The organism is Archangium sp. Cb G35, assembly GCF_001896145.1.
GTDB lineage: Bacteria > Myxococcota > Myxococcia > Myxococcales > Myxococcaceae > Archangium > Archangium violaceum.
On the sequence record NZ_MPOI01000024.1, the window covers coordinates 89,065 to 106,655 of the forward strand.

The 17,591-nt window shown below is 66.9% G+C and carries 20 protein-coding genes; 13 read left to right on the forward strand and 7 right to left on the reverse strand.

All coding sequences use genetic code 11. The annotated features are described in order from the left end of the window. From rpsF to dnaB, 4 genes are all read left to right on the forward strand, one after another. Nucleotides 1-462 (forward strand): 30S ribosomal protein S6, encoded by a 462-nt coding sequence (rpsF, locus tag BO221_RS49700; protein WP_073567972.1) that lies wholly within the window; start codon nucleotides 1-3, stop codon nucleotides 460-462. 51 nt (nucleotides 463-513) lie between these two features. After that, entirely contained in the window at nucleotides 514-858 is a 345-nt protein-coding gene (gene rpsR / locus BO221_RS49705) for a 30S ribosomal protein S18 (RefSeq protein ID WP_043411652.1), read from the forward strand. A 33-nt stretch (nucleotides 859-891) separates the two neighbouring features. Then, a complete protein-coding gene (gene rplI / locus BO221_RS49710; RefSeq protein ID WP_073567974.1) occupies nucleotides 892-1,338 on the forward strand; it encodes a 50S ribosomal protein L9 in 447 nt (148 codons plus the stop codon). 216 nt (nucleotides 1,339-1,554) lie between these two features. Next, nucleotides 1,555-2,928, forward strand: coding sequence for a replicative DNA helicase (gene dnaB / locus BO221_RS49715; protein ID WP_073568017.1), 1,374 nt, complete (start codon nucleotides 1,555-1,557; stop codon nucleotides 2,926-2,928). Nucleotides 2,929-2,931: 3 nt separating this feature from the next. On the opposite strand, the gene BO221_RS49720 is transcribed toward dnaB, so the two are convergent. The 4 genes from BO221_RS49720 to thiE form a co-directional block, all read right to left on the reverse strand. Continuing rightward, entirely contained in the window at nucleotides 2,932-3,600 is a 669-nt protein-coding gene (locus BO221_RS49720; RefSeq protein ID WP_073567975.1) for a hypothetical protein, read from the reverse strand. A gap of 80 nt (nucleotides 3,601-3,680) precedes the next feature. Then, nucleotides 3,681-4,421 carry a bifunctional hydroxymethylpyrimidine kinase/phosphomethylpyrimidine kinase gene (locus BO221_RS49725; protein WP_073567976.1) on the reverse strand — a complete coding sequence of 247 codons (741 nt, stop codon included), beginning with the start codon at nucleotides 4,419-4,421 and terminating at the stop codon, nucleotides 3,681-3,683. After that, nucleotides 4,418-5,179 (reverse strand): gamma-glutamyl-gamma-aminobutyrate hydrolase family protein, encoded by a 762-nt coding sequence (locus BO221_RS49730; RefSeq protein ID WP_073567977.1) that lies wholly within the window; start codon nucleotides 5,177-5,179, stop codon nucleotides 4,418-4,420. Before BO221_RS49730 ends, BO221_RS49725 begins: the two co-directional genes overlap by 4 nt. After that, the gene (gene thiE, locus BO221_RS49735) at nucleotides 5,176-5,853 is read right to left on the reverse strand and encodes a thiamine phosphate synthase (RefSeq protein ID WP_073567978.1); all 678 of its coding nucleotides are present in this window, start codon (nucleotides 5,851-5,853) and stop codon (nucleotides 5,176-5,178) included. The genes BO221_RS49730 and thiE overlap by 4 nt, the downstream gene beginning before the upstream one ends. Before the next feature lie 95 nt (nucleotides 5,854-5,948). Between thiE and BO221_RS49740 the strand changes: the two genes are divergently transcribed. The 3 genes from BO221_RS49740 to BO221_RS49750 are packed head-to-tail and all read left to right on the forward strand — an operon-like array spanning nucleotide 5,949 to nucleotide 7,145. Then, the gene (locus BO221_RS49740; RefSeq protein WP_073567979.1) at nucleotides 5,949-6,185 is read left to right on the forward strand and encodes a hypothetical protein; all 237 of its coding nucleotides are present in this window, start codon (nucleotides 5,949-5,951) and stop codon (nucleotides 6,183-6,185) included. 4 nt (nucleotides 6,186-6,189) lie between these two features. Then, a complete protein-coding gene (locus BO221_RS49745) occupies nucleotides 6,190-6,489 on the forward strand; it encodes a DUF1844 domain-containing protein (protein ID WP_043411630.1) in 300 nt (99 codons plus the stop codon). Further along, nucleotides 6,486-7,145 carry a hypothetical protein gene (locus BO221_RS49750; RefSeq protein WP_073567980.1) on the forward strand — a complete coding sequence of 220 codons (660 nt, stop codon included), beginning with the start codon at nucleotides 6,486-6,488 and terminating at the stop codon, nucleotides 7,143-7,145. The genes BO221_RS49745 and BO221_RS49750 overlap by 4 nt, the downstream gene beginning before the upstream one ends. Here the strand turns inward: BO221_RS49750 and BO221_RS49755 are convergent, their stop codons facing one another. Beyond that, on the reverse strand, nucleotides 7,146-7,739 hold the full coding sequence (locus BO221_RS49755; protein WP_073567981.1) for a hypothetical protein: 594 nt from the start codon (nucleotides 7,737-7,739) through the stop codon (nucleotides 7,146-7,148). 143 nt (nucleotides 7,740-7,882) lie between these two features. Between BO221_RS49755 and clpB the strand changes: the two genes are divergently transcribed. Both clpB and BO221_RS49765 read left to right on the forward strand, forming a co-directional pair. After that, complete coding sequence (gene clpB / locus BO221_RS49760; protein ID WP_073567982.1) at nucleotides 7,883-10,486, forward strand: ATP-dependent chaperone ClpB; 2,604 nt, start codon at nucleotides 7,883-7,885, stop codon at nucleotides 10,484-10,486. A gap of 144 nt (nucleotides 10,487-10,630) precedes the next feature. Beyond that, nucleotides 10,631-12,664 carry a TonB-dependent siderophore receptor gene (locus BO221_RS49765; protein ID WP_073567983.1) on the forward strand — a complete coding sequence of 678 codons (2,034 nt, stop codon included), beginning with the start codon at nucleotides 10,631-10,633 and terminating at the stop codon, nucleotides 12,662-12,664. A gap of 32 nt (nucleotides 12,665-12,696) precedes the next feature. Here the strand turns inward: BO221_RS49765 and BO221_RS49770 are convergent, their stop codons facing one another. Then, complete coding sequence (locus tag BO221_RS49770; RefSeq protein ID WP_073567984.1) at nucleotides 12,697-13,092, reverse strand: hypothetical protein; 396 nt, start codon at nucleotides 13,090-13,092, stop codon at nucleotides 12,697-12,699. Between the two features lie 18 nt (nucleotides 13,093-13,110). Beyond that, nucleotides 13,111-13,620, reverse strand: a complete 510-nt coding sequence (locus BO221_RS49775) for a hypothetical protein (protein ID WP_143196150.1) — start codon at nucleotides 13,618-13,620, stop codon at nucleotides 13,111-13,113. Nucleotides 13,621-13,769: 149 nt separating this feature from the next. On the opposite strand from BO221_RS49775, the gene BO221_RS49780 reads away from it, so the two are divergent. The 4 genes from BO221_RS49780 to BO221_RS49795 all read left to right on the forward strand — a co-directional run bounded on the left by BO221_RS49780 (nucleotide 13,770) and on the right by BO221_RS49795 (nucleotide 17,556). Further along, the gene (locus tag BO221_RS49780; RefSeq protein WP_233166618.1) at nucleotides 13,770-14,387 is read left to right on the forward strand and encodes an HmuY family protein; all 618 of its coding nucleotides are present in this window, start codon (nucleotides 13,770-13,772) and stop codon (nucleotides 14,385-14,387) included. A gap of 230 nt (nucleotides 14,388-14,617) precedes the next feature. Next, a complete protein-coding gene (locus tag BO221_RS56905; protein WP_233166619.1) occupies nucleotides 14,618-15,127 on the forward strand; it encodes a hypothetical protein in 510 nt (169 codons plus the stop codon). After that, nucleotides 15,124-15,732 (forward strand): head protein, encoded by a 609-nt coding sequence (locus BO221_RS49790; protein WP_073567986.1) that lies wholly within the window; start codon nucleotides 15,124-15,126, stop codon nucleotides 15,730-15,732. The genes BO221_RS56905 and BO221_RS49790 overlap by 4 nt, the downstream gene beginning before the upstream one ends. A 147-nt stretch (nucleotides 15,733-15,879) precedes the next feature. Further along, nucleotides 15,880-17,556, forward strand: a complete 1,677-nt coding sequence (locus BO221_RS49795) for a serine/threonine-protein kinase (RefSeq protein ID WP_073567987.1) — start codon at nucleotides 15,880-15,882, stop codon at nucleotides 17,554-17,556. Nucleotides 17,557-17,591 lie beyond the last annotated feature (35 nt).

Sequence of the window (17,591 nt, forward strand, 5' to 3'; positions counted from 1 at the left end):
ATGGCTGAGACGCAGGCCGCCAAGCGGCTTCGTGAGTACGAGACCATCTTCCTGGTCAAGCCGGACCTCACCGACGACAACGTGGACAAGCTCAAGGAGCGCGTTCGCGGCATCGTCGGCCGTGAGGGCGGCAAGGTCCTCCGCTTCACGGTGTGGGGCAAGAAGAAGACGGCGTTCCCCATCGCCAAGCAGCCCCGCGCCATCTACGTGCACGCCAGCTATCTGGGCGGCACGGGCGTGGTGGCCGAGCTCGAGCGCAACCTCCGCAACTACGACGAGGTCACGCGCTTCCTGTCCACCAAGCTGGCGGACGAGGTGGATCCCGAGAGCCGTCCGGTGCTCGAGGATCTGAAGCTGGCCGGTGACGTCGAGGAGACCCGCCCGGGCGCTGCTCCCGGTGGCGAGCGCGCCTCGGCTGACGAGGGCGCCGAGACCGAGGAGGAGGGCACCGAGGAGGCCTAGTGCCCCCGAGGTCGTCTTCTACGGATCCATTCCAGAGAAGAGGAAATACTCATGATTGGCAACGACAGGAACGCTTCCCGCGGTGGTGGTGACCGGGATCGCGGCGGTGACAGGGACCGGGGTGACCGCGGTGACCGAGGCGGCGCCGGTGGTGATGACGAGAAGCGCGGTGGCCGTGGTTTTGGCCGCAAGAAGGTCTGCCGCTTCTGCGCCGAGAAGAACTCCAAGGTGGACTTCAAGGATCAGCCCACGCTGAAGTACTTCGTCACCGAGCGCGGCAAGATCATCCCCCGCCGTATCTCCGGCAACTGCGCCAAGCACCAGCGCGAGATCGCCACGGCCATCAAGCGCGCCCGCGGTCTGGCGCTGCTTCCCTACAACGCGATGGTCGGCTGATAGCCGGCTCCCACGCACCAACGGAGACATCACATGAAGGTCATTCTTCGTGAGGACGTCGCGAACCTGGGCAAGTCCGGTGAGCTCGTGACGGTGAAGGACGGCTTCGGCCGCAACTACCTGCTGCCGCGCAAGATGGCGGTGCTGGCCACCGAGCAGAACGTGCGCCAGCTCGAGCACGAGCGCGCGGTCATCTCGGCGCGCAACGCCAAGCTGAAGGGCGCCGCCGAGGAGCAGGCCAAGAAGATCGGCTCGGTCAAGGCCGTCATCCGCCGCAAGGTGGGCGAGCAGGACAAGCTGTACGGCTCCGTCACCGCGCTGGACATCGCCGAGGCGCTCGCCTCGCAGGGCCAGACGGTGGACCGCCGCCTCATCCACCTGCCCGAGCCCATCAAGGCCACGGGTCAGTACGAGGTGGAGCTGCGGCTGCACCGTGACGTGGTGGCGAAGATCAAGGTCGAGGTCGCCGCGGAGGCCTGAGTCCCCATCCCCTCTCCCCCCGGGAGAGGGCCGGGGTGAGGGTATCCATCACCGTCTTCGGTACCTGTGAAGACAAGGGCCGTCCGGGAGTCAACCCCCGGGCGGCCCTTTCGTTTGCGGGAGAAAAGCCAGTCCCGGGGCCCGGGCATGTCAGAGGCCACGATCAGGCTGCTGCGCTACATCCTCGTAGCGGAGCCTGTAGACTGGCCGGGCACCATGGACAACATCCTCGACATTCGGACGGGCGGGCGCAGGTCTCACGAGGACCTGGCCGCGGAGCGCGCGGTGCTGGGCGCCGTGCTCGCGGACAACACGATCATCGACAGCCTGGCGGAGGTGGTCCACCAGGACGACTTCGCCAGTCCGGCGCATGCGCAGATCTTCGCGGCGATGGTGAAGCTGGCCGGCTCCTCGCGGCAGGTGGATCACCTGACGCTGGCCGAGGAGCTGAAGGTGCTCGGGCAGCTGGCGGCGGTGGGCGGCCCGGCCTACCTGATGAGCCTGGATCAGGTGGTGCCCGTGCCGGGCAACGCCGTCCAGTACGCGAAGATCGTCAAGGACCAGGCCCTCCGGCGGAGGCTGGCGAACGCGGGGCGGGAGATCCAGGAGCTGGCGAGCCAGGAGGTGGGCGAGCTGGACGTGCTGCTGGACGAGGCCGAGCGCAAGGTCTTCCTCCTGGCCGAGAAGAAGCGCGTGGGAGATCTGCGGCCCGTCAGCGAGCTGATGGAGCACACACTGGACCTCCTGGACAAGATGAAGACGGCGACGACGGGCATCACCGGCCTGTCCACCGGCTACGCCGACCTGGACCAGGCGCTCACGGGTCTGCACGCCGGCGAGCTCCTCATCCTCGCGGCGCGCCCCGGCGTCGGAAAAACGTCCTTCGCGATGAACATCGCCACGCACGTGGGCCTGGCCGAGGATCCCAAGGCGGCGGCCATCTTCAGCCTGGAAATGCCCGCGGATCAGCTCCTCATGCGTCTGCTGGCCTCGAGCGCCCGCGTGGACATGAAGAAGCTGCGCGGCGGCCGGCTCACCCCGCACGACGAGGAGAAGTTCCAGGAGATGGCGGGCAAGCTCTACAACGCCCCCATCTACATCGACGACTCGGGCGGTCTGTCCCCGTTCGACCTGCGCGCCAAGGCGCGGCGGCTCAAGCAGCGGGATCCCCGGCTCTCGCTGATCATCATCGACTACCTCCAGCTCATGCATCAGAAGGGCAAGGTGGAGAGCCGCCAGCTGGAAATCTCGGAGATCTCCCGAAGCCTCAAGCAGCTGGCCAAGGAGCTGGAGGTGCCCATCATCGCGCTCTCGCAGCTCAGCCGTAAGGTGGAGGAGCGCAAGGGCGGCAAGCCGATGCTCTCGGACCTCCGCGAGTCGGGCGCCATCGAGCAGGACGCCGACGTGGTGATGTTCATCCACCGCGAGGACCAGGGCGAGAACGCTGAAGGCGGCGAGGTCCAACGCACCAGCTCGGCCATCCCCGTGCAGCTCGTCATCGCCAAGCAACGCAACGGCCCCATCTGCGACATCGACCTGGTCTTCCTCGCCGAGTACACGCGCTTCGAGAGCCGGGCGCGCGTCGAGTAGCGCTCAGACCACGAACACGGCCCGCACGCGCCTGCGTCCCTTCTCCAGTTGCCTCACGAGGGACTCGGGCGTGTCGCCGGACTCGCTCCAGGCGTCGATCTCATCCAGCTCCCACTCCTCGAAGATGCCCGCCCCGGAGAAGCCGGGGATGAAGCCCTCGCGCATGGCCTGCTGCACCCCGCGCAGCGGCCCCACGACGACCACGTCTCCGAAGCCGAAGAAACGCATCGGCGAGCCGGTTGGCTCCAGCGCCGCGTTGAGCAGGGCCAGCACCGCGTTGATGTTGAAGAAGTCCGAGAAGTCGTGGAACGTGACGCTGTACCGCCGCCCCGCGTGCCGCAGGCGCAGCGTGTACCGGGTGTCCAGTCCGCGCGCCTCCTTGCCGGCGTCCTCCGGTGGAGGGGCCTGCTCCTCCCCTTCCGGATCGGCGTCTCCCGGCAGCACCTGCGTGAAACGCGCTCCGTCCAGCAGCGGCGCCACGAGTCTCGCGAGATCCATCACCAGCTGCCCGTGATTGACCGGATATTGGCCCGCCTCCGGGTCGAAGCCGTAACCGCGCCCCAGGCGCATGAAGGTTTCGTCCCAGTACTCGGGCCTGTCGTCCTCGGGTATCCAGGCATCGCGTGGAATCTGCAGCAGCTCGCGCAGTCGGTGCTCGTTCTGGATGGCCATGTCTCCTCTCCGTGCTTGGGACCTCCTGTGTCCCATACCGGTCTGACAGTCCTTGCACGGATGTCCTGACTCGAGGAGGTTCAGTCCCGGCCGGTGCGCAGGTAGCGCGTCACGTAGGACTTCGCCCGGCGGGCCGCGGCCGTAGGCGTTTTGCCCCGCCCCAGTTCCACCGCCAGGGCCGAGGCCAACCGGCACCCCGTTCCCCGGCGATCGGGTGCACGTTGCAGTCGCTCCCCTTCCAGCAACACGTCCCGCTCCGGCAGGCACAGCACGTCCACCGCACCCGTGTCCCGGTGCCCGCCCTTCACCAGCACCGCGCCGAAGCCGTGGGCCACTAGCGCCCTCCCCGCCTCGCGCGCCTCCTCCACCGAGCGCACCTCGCCCCCTCCGAGCAGCCACGCCGCCTCGTCCAGGTTCGGGGTGAGCACCACCTTCGGCCCCGCCAGGCCCAGGTAGTGCCGCCGTGTCAGCTTCGAGAGCGGCTCGCCCCGCGACGTCCGCACCACCGGGTCCACCACCCACCACGCGTCCACGCCGTCGAGCGCCTCGCTCAGCGCGTCCAGCAGCGCCGGCCCGGGCACCTGCCCCAGCTTCACCGCGTGCAACGGCCCCAGCTCGAGCGCCGCTTTCACCTGCGAGCCCAGCACCCGCACCGGCGTGGGCTGGTACAGGAAGGTCTCCCGGCCCTGCGCCGTCTGCGCGGACGGCACAGCCACCGGGGCTCCACCGAGCGCCCGCACCGCGGCCACGTCCGCCAGCAGTCCCGCGCGGCCCGTGGGCTCATGGCCCGCGCACAGCAGCACGCGCGGTGCTCCGCTCACCGCCGGTGCTCTCGCGCCTTCTGGATGAACAGCCGGTACACGCCCACGTGGATCGGCACCGTGTGGAGCATCAGCTCCGGGTGCCACTGCACGCCCAGCGCGAAGCCGTATTGGGTGGACTCGATGGCCTCCACGATTCCATCCGGCGACACCGCGCTCACCACCACCTGCGCGCCAATCCGCTGCGCCGCCTGGTGGTGCGTGGAGTTCACCATCAGCTGGCCCTTGCCGAGCGCCTCCGCCAGCAGCGTCCCATCCCGCACATCCACCGGGTGCTGCGGGTGCGTCCGGTCGTGCTTCTGCTCGTGCTCGTGCGCGCCCTTCACCTCGCGGCCGATGTCCTGGTGCAACGTGCCGCCCAGCACCACGTTGAGCAGTTGCATGCCCCCGCAGATGCCCAGCACCGGCATGTTCCGCTTGAACGCCCCGCGCATCAGCGCCGTCTCGAAGGCCGTGCGCGGCAGCTTCAGCGGCCCCATGCCCTCGCGCGCCGTCTCGCCATAGGCCTCGGGCGGAATGTCGAAGGCCCCGCCCGTCACGAGCAGCCCGGAGATGCGATCCAGGTACGCGTCCACGCACGCCAGCTCGTCCGAGTACGGCAGCACGAAGGGCAGGCCCCCCGCGCGCAGCACCGCGTCCGCGTAGGGCACCTTCAACTCGTAGTACGGGAACGGCGAGTCCGGCCGGCTGGCGCTGAAGTCCGGGGTGATGCCGATGTTGGGCCGGCGCGGTGCCTGGCCATGGCCATGAGGTTTCATACGTCTCCGCCCACGAGGCTAGCCCCCTGGGCGCCCCTGTCAAAAGCAGCCGACAAACGCCGGACACGCTCGGCGATGTCCTCGGCGAGCAGGGCATCGGACGCCACCGCTCCACCGTGTGCCCCCGTGGCCGCCAGGCCAGCGATGTTCTCCAGCTTCACCCCGCCAATCCCCACCACCGGCAGGGGACTCGCGCGCACCACCGCGGCGAAGCCCTCCAACCCCAGCACCGGCGCGGGCACCTGCTTGGTCGTGGTGCCGAAGACCGGCCCCAGGCCCACGTAATCCGCCCCGGCCGCCCTCGCCGCCCTCGCCTCCTCCAGGCCTCGCACCGTCACCCCCACCAGGGCCTCCGGGCCCAGCAGCGCCCTCGCCTCCTCCGCCGGCAGGTCCTCGTCTCCCACATGCACCCCATGCGCGCCCGAGAGCAGCGCCAGGTCCACCCGGTCGTTCACCAGGCACACCGCCCCCGCGCGCCGGCAGACGGCCACCACCTCGCGCGCCTCCGCCAGCGCCTCCCGCAGGGGCGTCCGCTTCATGCGCAGCTGCATCACCCTCGCCCCTCCGGCGAGCAGGCCAGCCGCCTTCTCCCTCAGTGGCAGCTCGGGGCGCACGGTGTCATCGCAGAGGACATACAGGCCTCGGGGAAGGGATGGACGGACGGGGGTGTTCATCGGCTCCGGACGGGGGTGGGTTCAGCGGCGTTGACAGAGGGTAGCCCTGCTATAAGGTGGCGCGCCCTTTTCCAAGAGATTCCGAGGAGTTGACCATGGCCAACCCGACAGACCCCAAGCAGCTCGACAAGCGTACGGCCGAGCGTTACCTGCGCTCCGGCGCCGTGGACGAGAAGGCGTACCAGCGCCACATCGAGTCCCTCCCGGACGTCTCCGAGAAGAGCGTCCCCGTCGAGACGGTGATGCACGACGAGCTGGAGAACGACGAGGACGAGGATTTCGACGACGAGGACGAGGACGAGGTCGACGAGGACTCCGAGTCGGACGAGTGATGCCATGAGCGAGGAGAAGCGCGGAGAGACCTTCGTGATGAAGGGTGAGGTGCCCGAGGCGGCCATCACCTTCAGCACCTTCCTCATCGGGCTGGCGTCCAGTGCCCTCATCCACCTGGGGGAGGCGCCCAACCCGGAGACGGGCCAGGCCGGCAAGGACCTCGTCCTCGCCCGTCAGAGCATCGAGTTGCTGGGAATGCTGCACGAGAAGACGCGCGGCAATCTCACCCCCGAGGAGAAGCAGCTCTTCGACAACCTCCTCGCCGACCTGCGCCTGCGCTTCGTGGAGGCGAACAAGCGGTGACGTCCCCAAGCTCCCCCACCCCGCTCCTGCCGCGGCGCATCCGCTTCGCGGCGGCGGTGTGCCTCGTGCTCGCCGCCCTCACGGGCTTCTCGGCCCTCCGGGAGACCCTGGAGCTGGGCCACCTGGGGGAGCTGCGCGACGAGGTCAGCAACCTGTCGCGCTTCTCCAAGGACCCGGATGTGCTCGTCGCCGCGCACATCTCCGAGGCGCAGATCGCCGCGCTCGAGCCCATGCGCGAGTCGCGCTCGCTGGTGCTCGGGGCGCTCTCGGTGGCGTGCTCCTTCGCCTTCGTGGCCGCCGGCCGGCTGCTCCGGCCCGGAGGACTGCCCCTGGAGCGGATGCGCCGGGTGCTCTCCGTCTCCGCCATCCTCGCCGCCCTGCTGCGTACCATCGACGGTGCCCAGTGGGCCGTGGTGGCGCGGCGCATCGGCCCCGTCATGGCCGATCACCTCAGCACCCTGCCCGCCTTCCAGAATCCCCAGGCAGCCGCCCAGCTCAAGGCCATGCTGCCCGGGATCGCCGCGGCCTTCGCCATGGGCATGACGGCCCTCATCGCCGGCACCTTCGCCCTGATCGGCCAGTACTTCCGCTCCGAGAGCGTCCGCCAGGCCATCACCGCCCAGGATGGCGAGTTGGCCGTGGAAGAAGAGGACTGACTACGCCGCGACGCCCCTCAGCAGGTGCTCCAGCGGCCGCTCCGACTCCGGCTCCGAGCCGTTGAGCCCCAGCCGCGCCCCCTGCATGCGGTGCAGTTGCAGCAGCAGATCCCTCTCCACCCCGTACACCCACGCCAGGTGGCCCAGCGGCCAGCGCTCCTGCATCCGCGCGAAGGCCTCGTCGTCGAAGTCCCCGTCCAGGCACTCGGGCAGCTCCACCTCGTCATAAGGGAGCCGCTCCCCGCCCACGTTCTGGCCTCCACCGAAGGCCATGACCTCCTCGTACTCCTGGGGGTCGTAGACGTAGGAGTGGACCGTGAGGCCCGCCTCCTTGGACAGCAGCCGGGCGAGCGCCTGATGCTCGCTGTACCAGTGCGAGCCCCGGCGTCCCGCCGTGTGGGGGCCGTCCAGCGCCAGCCGGATGATCTTCCGCCCGCGGTAGACGCACACCGACAACTGGGTGTCCGCCGGAGCACCGTCCTCGACGAGCGCCCGCCGGGCCAGCTCCAGGAGCTTCAGGCCGCCCAGGGATTCAGTTCGGATGAGATAACCGCCGTGCGCTTCCAGAGGATGCCCCCCAAGATGGGCGCGCATATACCCGGGGTGGTAGGAGAAAGGCAACTCCCGGAGAGCCTGGAAGTTACTAGAGGCTCCAAGCATCCAGGCCCACGCGACAAGTGAAATGTGGGCGGCCCCCGAGTTCTTGCCAAGGCTCCCCCGGCCCTTACGTTGGGGTCATGAGACTCGACAAGTACACAGTCAAGGCCCAGGAGGCCATTCAGGAAGGCCAGTCTCTGGCGCGCCGGGCTGACAACCCGAACTACGAGCCGGAGCATCTCGCCACCGCGCTGCTCGGGCAGAAAGAGGGCATCGTCGAGCCGCTGCTGCGCAAGATTGGCGTGGACGTGAAGCTGTTCGCCGGCCGGTTGGGCGAGGCGCTGCAAAAGCTGCCGCGGATGCAGGGCGGCGAGGGCGCGACGCTCAGCCAGCGGCTGCTGAAAACATTCGACAAGGCCGAGGACGAGGCCAAGTCGCTCAAGGACGAGTTCGTCTCCAGCGAGCACCTGCTGCTGGCGCTCGCGCAGGACAAGGGCGCCGTGGGCGAGGTGATGAAGTCCTCGGGCGTGACGCGCGAGCGCGTCCTGTCCAGCCTGAAGGAAGTGCGTGGCTCCAGCCGGGTGACGAGCCAGGACGCGGAGTCCACCTACCAGGCGCTGGAGAAGTACGGGCGCGATCTGACGGAGGCGGCACGGGCCGGCAAGTTGGATCCCGTCATCGGCCGGGACGAGGAGATCCGCCGCTGCATCCAGGTGCTGAGCCGGCGCACGAAGAACAACCCGGTGCTCATCGGTGAGCCGGGCGTGGGCAAGACGGCCATCGTCGAGGGCCTGGCGCGGCGCATCATCGACGGGGACGTGCCCGAGGGGCTGAAGAACAAGCGGCTGGTGACGTTGGACCTGGGCGCGATGGTGGCCGGGGCCAAGTTCCGCGGCGAGTTCGAGGAGCGCCTCAAGGCCGTCCTCAAGGAAGTGGCGGACGCGGCGGGGGAGATCATCCTCTTCATCGACGAGCTGCACACCCTGGTGGGCGCGGGCAAGGCCGAGGGCTCGATGGACGCGGGCAACATGCTCAAGCCGGCGCTGGCGCGCGGTGAGCTGCACTGCATCGGCGCGACCACGCTGGATGAGTACCGCAAGCACATCGAGAAGGACGCGGCCCTGGAGCGGCGCTTCCAGCCGGTGGTGGTGGGCGAGCCCAGCGTGCACGACACCATCAGCATCCTGCGTGGCCTCAAGGAGCGCTACGAGGTGCACCACGGCGTGCGCATCCAGGACTCGGCGCTGGTGTCCGCGGCCAACCTGTCCAACCGCTACATCTCCGACCGCTTCCTGCCGGACAAGGCGATCGACCTCGTGGACGAGGCGTGCAGCCGCCTGCGCATCGAGATCGACTCGATGCCCACGGAGATCGACGACATCCGGCGGAAGATGAACCAGCTGGAGATCGAGCGCGAGGGCCTGCGCAAGGAGACGGATCCGCACTCGGTGGAGCGGCTGAAGAAGATCGAGAAGGAGCTGGCCGAGCTCAACGAGCGCTTCACCGGGCTGAAGGCGCACTGGGACTCGGAGAAGAAGGCCATTGCCGGCATCCGCGAGCAGAAGGAGAAGCTCGAGAAGGCGAAGAACGATCAGGCCGCGGCCGAGCGGCTGGGCGACTTCAACAAGGCGGCGGAGATCAAGTACGGCGTCATGCCCAGCCTGGAGAAGGAGATCGCCCAGCAGAACGCGAAGCTGGCCGAGCTGCAGAAGAGCCACAAGTTCCTCAAGGAGGAGGTGGACGCGGAGGACATCGCCGCCGTGGTGGGCAAGTGGACGGGCATCCCCGTCTCCAAGCTGTTGGAGGGCGAGGTCCAGAAGCTGGTGCACATGGAGGACCGGCTGGCGAAGCGGGTCATCGGGCAGCGCAGCCCCATCGAGGCGGTGAGCAACGCGGTGCGCCGGGCACGCTCCGGGTTGCAGGACCCGAACCGGCCCATCGGCTCGTTCATCTTCCTGGGCCCCACGGGCGTGGGCAAGACGGAGACGGCCAAGGCGCTGGCGGAGTTCCTCTTCGACGACGACACCGCGATGGTGCGCATCGACATGTCCGAGTACATGGAGAAGCACGCCGTGGCCCGGCTGGTGGGCGCGCCTCCGGGGTACGTCGGCTACGAGGAGGGTGGCCAGCTCACCGAGGCGGTACGGCGCCGGCCGTACACGGTGGTCCTGTTCGATGAGATCGAGAAGGCCCACCCGGACGTCTTCAACATGCTGCTCCAGATTCTCGACGAGGGCCGGCTGACGGACAGCCAGGGCAGGACCGTGGACTTCAAGAACACGGTGCTGATCCTCACGAGCAACATCGGCTCGCAGGCGCTGCAGGAGGGAATGCAGGGCAAGGAGGAGCTGGACGAGGCGACGCGCGATGACGTGATGGGGATTTTGCGCCAGCACTTCCGGCCGGAGTTCCTCAACCGCGTGGACGAGGTCATCATCTTCGAGCCGCTGCGCAAGAAGGACATCCGGCGGATCGTCGAGCTGCAGGTGGCGCGGCTGCAGAAGCTGCTGAGCGACAAGCGGCTGACGCTGGAGCTGACGGAGAAGGCGCAGGATGTGTTGTCCGACCGCGGTTACGATCCGACGTACGGCGCGCGGCCGCTGAAGCGGGCCATCCAGAAGTACCTGATGGATCCGCTGGCGCTGAAGGTACTCGGGGGCGAGTTCCTGCCCGGGGACCACATCGTGGTGGACGCGGGCAAGGATGGGCTGACCTTCGGCAAGGGCCAGGCGAAGGCCGCATAACCCTCCCCTCTCCCCCCGGGAGAGGGACGGGGTGAGGGTATCGAGGGCCCCGGGATTCAACCCGGGGCCCTTTCTCATTTCGCGAGTCTGCTCGCCTGGAGTGCGCCCATTGACGATCGGGGGCATCCGGCCGAGAGTCACCCCGTGATCCTCCCCCTGGTGGCCGCCCTCGTGGTGAGCCAGCCGATCGACCCCCAGCAGCCCGGCGCGGCCGTCCCCAGCCCCGACGCCGCCGGGCCCGTCATCTCCGAACCCGCCCCCGCCCCGCCCCCGGCGGCCCCCGAGCCCGAGGAAGCGGACCGGCGCAAGCAGACGGTCATCACCGCCACACGCTCCGAGCGCAAGCTCGAGGACGTGGTGGTGGCCACCGAGGTCATCACCCGCAAGCAGATCGAAGCAGTGGGTGCGCGGGACCTGGGCCAGCTGCTGCAGCAACACCCGGGCGTGGAGCTCGTGCAGACCTTCCGGGGCACGGGCATGCGCCTGCAGGGACTGGATCCCGAGTACGTGCTCATCCTCGTGGACGGTGAGCGCGTGAGCGGCCGGGTGGGCACCACGCTGGACCTCGGACGCTTCAGCCTGCGCGACGTGGAGCGCGTGGAGATCGTCAAGGGGCCCGCGGCGGCGCTCTATGGAGCGGATGCCATCGGCGGCGTGGTGAACCTCATTTCACGGCACGTGCAGCGCCCGCTGGAGCTGGGAGTCCGGGGCTCGTTCGGCACGCTGCTGGAGGGCGACGTCCGCGCGAACGCGGGCACGAAGCAGGGCCCCTTCGAGGTGCGCCTGGGCGGCGGTTACCGCACCCGCAACCCCTACGACTGGGTGCCCGCGGATGCGGCGACGAGCGGCTCGGGCATCCGCCGGATCGACGGCGACGTGGCGCTCGCCTACGCGCCGGATGACCGGTCGCGCCTGTGGCTGCGCAGCCAGTACACCTTCCGCGACGAGAACGCCGTCGACCTCAACCCCTCGGGTGCCGTGCTGGACCGGCGGCAGCGGCAGGAGCAGTTCGATGTGTCGCTCGGCGGCAGGAACCGGCTCGCCAGCGACACCTCCCTGCAAATCCGGGGGCACTTCGGCCTGTTCCGCGACCAGTTGCTGCAGGACCAGCGCGGCTCGCGGGCGCTCGACGACTACACGCAGAACGTCAACCGGCTCTACGAGGGCGTCGTCCAGGCGGATCACCGGCTCGGCGACCACGCGATCACCGGCGGAGTCGAGGTACTCGGCGAGCGGCTCACCTCGGCGCGGCTCGCGGAAAGCCCGGTGGCCCGCATCCGGGGCGGCGCGTTCCTCCAGGACGAATGGGATGTGGCACTGTCCTCGGAAGACTCCGGACCGAAGCTGAAGGTGGCACCGGGATTCCGCTTCGATCTGGACTCACAGTTCGGCGGAGCCCCCTCGCCGCGGCTGGCCCTCAAGCTGGACCCGAACCCGGCACTGACGATGCGCGCCTCGGTGGGACTCGGGTTCCGCCCGCCGTCCTTCCAGGAGCTGTACCTGCTCTTCACCAACCAGGGCATCGGCTACATCGTCGCGGGCAACCGGAGCCTCACGGCCGAGCGCTCCGCGGCGGTGAACGCGGGTGTGGATTGGCGTCCTCCCATCGACGGGTGGGTGCTCTCGGCGAGCGCCTTCCACACCCGGCTCACCAACCTCATCAACATCACGGCCGGAGGGACGCCGGACCCGGACAATCCGGTGACCTTCAGCTACGAGAACGTGGCCAGGGCGTACACGCAGGGCTTCGAGGTCAACGGGCGCTTCAAGCTGCCCATCCGGGCCACATACCTGGACCTGGCGTACATGCTGCTGGACGCGAAGGATCAGACGCGCAACCGCCCGCTGGAGGCGCGCTCGCGGCACCGCGTCAACGCGCAGCTGTCCACGAGGTACCGCCCGTGGAACCTGGAAGCCACGGTCCGGGGCTCGTGGGTGAGCAGACGGCCGTACTACCTGGGCACGGACGGCGGTGGCATGGTCAACGTGATCGGCCTCGGCGAGGAGCGCGAGGTCTGGGCGCCCGCTTACTTCGATCTCGAGGCCCATGTCACCTACAGGGTGCGGGGCGGGTTCGACGTCTTCATCAACGCCTACAACCTGCTCAACGTGGGCGACCAGCAATTCAACCCTCGGCCCCCGCGCGGCGTGATGGGCGGAGTCCAGTGGGAGTATTGAGCCCGGAGACAGGAGCCGAGCCCCCTCGGCGCCTACTCCTCGGAATCATCCTTCCATTCGTCCGTCTCCAACTCCTCCGGGAGAGGGGCGATCATGAAGTAAAACTTCCCTGACACCTCGACCACCATGAAGCCCTTGCCAGCGATCTTCACGCGCTCGGTATGCACAGCCTTTCCACTGGCAAGCCATTGGTCCGCCTCTTCCCGCGTCGCGAACTCATGAGCGACCTCGACCGTGAAAGAGGTGTCAAAGCATGCTTTATAGAACTTTTCGAACTCATCCCCCTTCACGCGGTAACGAATGAAGAGCAACGCAATCTGAGCAAGCCCGAACAACCTCCTCTCCTTCGAGCCTTCCGCATGATTCTCGATAAAGGGGTTCAGAAAATAGATCGCTTCATCCAAATCAAATCTTGGAATGTCTGCCATCTCAGCACCAGGCCTTCCTCACAGCGGGGCCAGAACCAACGCGCCACCCACGACAGCAATGACGTAAGGAGCGGCGGCCATGCCCCCCACGATGACGACTGTTCCAATCGCTACCTCGGTCTTGTGTTCCCTGAGCCAGCCGAGTGCAGCATTGATGGTTGGGAAATCAAGCTTCTTCTTCTGTGACTCCTGCCGTTCCAACTCCTCCTGTTCCTTGACGCACCTCATGCGTTCTTCGAGGCACGTCGTGGTACAGTATTCATGATGCATGCCGGAGCCCTTGGGAATGCTTGAGATTCTGGGCTTGCGCCTCCAGCACTTCTTGAAACACTGTTTCTCCATTTCGCTGCAGTAAGCTTCCGCGCCAGCTCCGCCCGTTCCGCTCTCGAGGTTCGAGCCCACTCCGCTCGCGTCCTCGGAAATGACGTAGACCCGTCGCTCCGGATTCTGTGTGTGGGAGCATCCGCCACTGGCCACAGCCACGACCATCAGCAGAAACGTCCATTGCGCCAGGACCACCGACCTCATTGCACGCTCCCTCATGCCCGTACGGCACTTGCCTGCCCGCCGGCTCGGACGGTACCAGTCGCGAACACCCCCAGGCCGACAAGTCGCTCCTCGTGACACGGACTGCCTACCTCTGGACAGCCCCCCTCCTCGCCTGGGAGAAAGCCAGGGTGAGGATCGACATGCGGATACAGATGCACGGGACGGTGCTGCTCCTCGGGCTCGCGGTGGCAGGATGTGCCCCGGACCTGCGCTCGGACTACCCCTTCGATGGTCAGACGAACAGCGGGCCCCTCGTCGAGGTGACACCACAGGACGATGGGAGTTCCCACGCGCTGATCGACGCGACGAACAAGTCCGCTCTGGTCTTCTTCGACATCGATGAAGGCCGGGAGATGAAGACCGATGAGGCCTTCGAGACCAACGCCTGGGACCTGGCATTCCAGCGCTACACCATCACGATGAACGGCGGTGGCGGCAACCCCACGGGACAGGTACGGGTGGCGGTGATCAAAAACACGCCATGGGACTCACTCACGACCGCGCCAACCGAGGGCTACCAGCAAGACGCCTCGGAGCCCGTGTTCAACGGAGTTGAGAGCGGCTGGTACTTCTACGATCTCTCCGTGCACCGGCTCAGTCCTCGCGAGGAGTTGGCCTACGTGGTCCGCAGCAGCAACGGGCAATTCTTCAAACTGCAGATGCTCTCGTACTACGACAGCGCTGGCACACCGGCTCGCCTCTCGTTCCGCTACCAGCCCCTGCCTCCGCCCGCCGCCGCGCCCTGAGATATGGGACTTTTTGCTCCATGATTGCTTGCTTGATGCGAGTCCGTCAGATGACCCGCGCACCTTGTCGCATTACACTGGCGACAGTGCTCCTTTTCGGGACGCTCGTGTCCAGTTGCGCTGCGGCGCCCGTCATCGCCCCGGATCCAGCCAACGATACGAGCCCTCGTGAGTTCATGGGGATGACCAGCGACAGATGGTCCCCAGCCGTCGAAGAGCTTGACCGATACGTGCTCCTCCTCCAGAAATCATCCAGTGGTCACATCACTCACCAGTGGCGCACCATCGACGAGTTTGACTTTTCGCGATTCACGCTTCAACCACACGCGGAGAGGACATGCGGGCGTATCGTGCTCGCGGCTGCGCACCAACGCGACTGCCATGCGGAGTTCACGGACTGCATCGACACGTGTATGGATCGACCTCTTTCAGAGGACTATGCGCACATCACTTCGGCTGGAGCCAAGCGAACGCATTGCACGAAAGGCTGCTGGCAGCCCTATCGCGATTGCGAGGATTTGAAGAACCTCCGCCCTCAAGAGTTTTCGGCCACGACTCAGGCAATTGATTGGTTGAAGCGCAATCGCGATGAGGCGCTGGTGGGAAGCATTGTCGTCGTCGCGGGAGTTGCCTTCCTGGTGGCGTTCCCCCCTGGGGCCCTCATCGCACTGGTGCCAGTGGCCGCGCTGGCTTCATCGGAAGTGGCCTGCGATCCCTACATCACGGCGGAGGCACCGTGACGATCTTCGACCGAATCATCGAAGCGCAGGAGCTCCTCGGAAAAAATCGTGAAGACACGCAGTCTCCGAAGGAGAAGGAATTGTTTCTCCTGGCCATCGACGCACTCTGGTTCATCTGGAGAGATGGCCGGGCGAATGATTTCGAGGGTTATCGGAGGGATGTCGAATCCAAGGCCCCTGCCCGGGTGATTGCGGCCTTCAAGACGCGCGAAGAAGCGGAGGCCTGGCTCAGAGCCAATCCAAATCCGCCCGAACTGGCCTATGTCCTGATCGACGATGAATACCATGTCATCATGTCTTCTCGTGATGGCAAGCGCTGCTCGTTGGTCCCTCACCCAGACCTCGAATACCATCTCGAGGAGATGACGAGAGACGGCCTTCCGCCAGTCGTGGCCACGTTCGAAACGCGTGAAGAGGCAAGCGCCTGGTTCAACAGTCAGACCGATCCTCCCGCTCAAACCGTCATACAGATTGGCGGCCAGCACTACCTGGCGGCGTATTACCGCAACATCCATCACCGCGCCCTCTTCCCCTTCTCGCTCGTCGAGAAGCTCCATGAAAGGCGGAATAAAAGAAAACAGGAGGGGCGAGGAGAGGAAGATTAGAAGCACAGCCCTCCGTGAAGCATGCTGGAGTTGGAGCCGACCCCGCTCGCATACCCGAGCCTGGTCCTCCACCTGTTACCCTACCCCTTACATCCAGGTCACGAGCCCATCTCCCTGGTAGCTTCCGAGGTTTTTGGAGGCAGGGAGATGCTCGACGAGAGGGGTGGGCTTTCCGGACTGCGCTTCACACCGGGTACGGAGGTCGCGGGGTTCACCATCGAGGAGCCGATCGCCTCCGGCAGCTTCGGCACCGTGTACCGCGCGAGTCGGAGCGGCCGGCCCTACGCCATCAAGCTGGTGCGCATCGATCCACGAGGAGATCGGGAGGCGGCCGCACTGCGGCTGATGCGCCACCCCAACGTGGTGTCCTTCCATGGGTATGGCCTCTGGCCCGAGGATGAGCCGGACTGGCTCGTCCTGGCCCTGGAGCTCGTCGAGGGCCTCACGCTCGACGCCTGGGCGGCCCGGGAGAATCCCTCCGCGCTCGAGCTGGTGACACGGGTGTTGTTGCCGTTCGCGCTCACCCTGGCGGACGTGCATGACGCGGGCGTGGTGCACCGGGACATCAAGGAAACCAACATCATCGTTCGCGAGACGGATGGGCAACCGGTCCTGGTGGACTTCGGTGCGGCGGGCATCAAGGAAGGCGCGCCACGTCTGACCCTGCGGCTGCCGCCGGGCACCGCGGAGTACCGAAGCCCCGAGGCGTTGCGCTTCGCCCGGCAGTGGGAGGGCGAACCCTACCCCTTCGCGCCCGGAGACGACCTGTGGGCCATGGGCGTCGTCATCTACATCCTGATGACGCGCACGCTTCCCTTCGGAGACCGGAACGGCCCGGAATTGAACCGGGCCATCCTCGAGAAGACGCCACCGGCTCCGCATGAACTCAACCCGCGCATCCCCCTGCCCCTGAGCGAGTTGTGTATGGGGATGTTGGAGAAGGAGCCCGAGGCCCGCTACCCGGATGCACGAGCAGTCGCGGAGGACCTGATGGAGCAGTGCACCCAGGCGGACAAGAGCTGGCGCATCCGGCTGTTCCCAGAAGCCAGACAAGAGCAGCGCCCTGCCCCCGCTCCGGCGAAGCCTCGACTCCGGGTCCATGGGCGATGGTGTGTTGCCGGGCTCGCGCTCGCCGTCGTGCTGGGGCTGTTCGGAGTGTTTTCGCTGGAGATGCCTCCTGGCCAACGCAAGGAGTCTCCTTCCCAGTCCCCATCCCAGCAGGACGTTCCTCGCCAGGAATTGGCACCAGAGGGGTTGACGGTAGAGGTTGGCAGCGGCGCGGTACCTGAGAAGGCATCCACTCCCGAGCCCGCCGCCACCACGACGAACCGCGAGGAGCCTCCCATGACGAAGTCCAAGACGACCCGAACCCTGCTCGCTGCTGGCTGCATTGCCGGTTCCGCTTGCGTGAGTGGTCCGCAGCACCGGCAACCTCCGAAACCTGCGGATTGCCCTCCCGGTGCTGCCGCGACCCACAAGCGCTTCAACATCATCCCGGAGAGACCGGACCCCATCATCATCCGTCCCTACGACACCCAATCCCCCGAAACCTTGGTTTCGGAGGGGCCAGCTACTGCCGAGATCCTGCCTCCGTGGGGAGATCTCCCGCCACGGATCCGCATCGATGGCGAACTATTTTTCGCGAAAAACCACGTTTATGGCCGATTCACCCGCGCACACCTGCCCAACGGTGAACTCGTTCCGGTTTGCTTGCAGGTGCGGACGACGAAAGGACTCGGCATTGCCATGGAGCCCGGCAGCACGCCCGAGCAGGCCCGTGTCTCCAACATCATGTCCATCCAGCCGGTATCGCGCTTCGAGTAACCCCATGCCGGAGGCGACTGTCCGTGCTCCCCCAT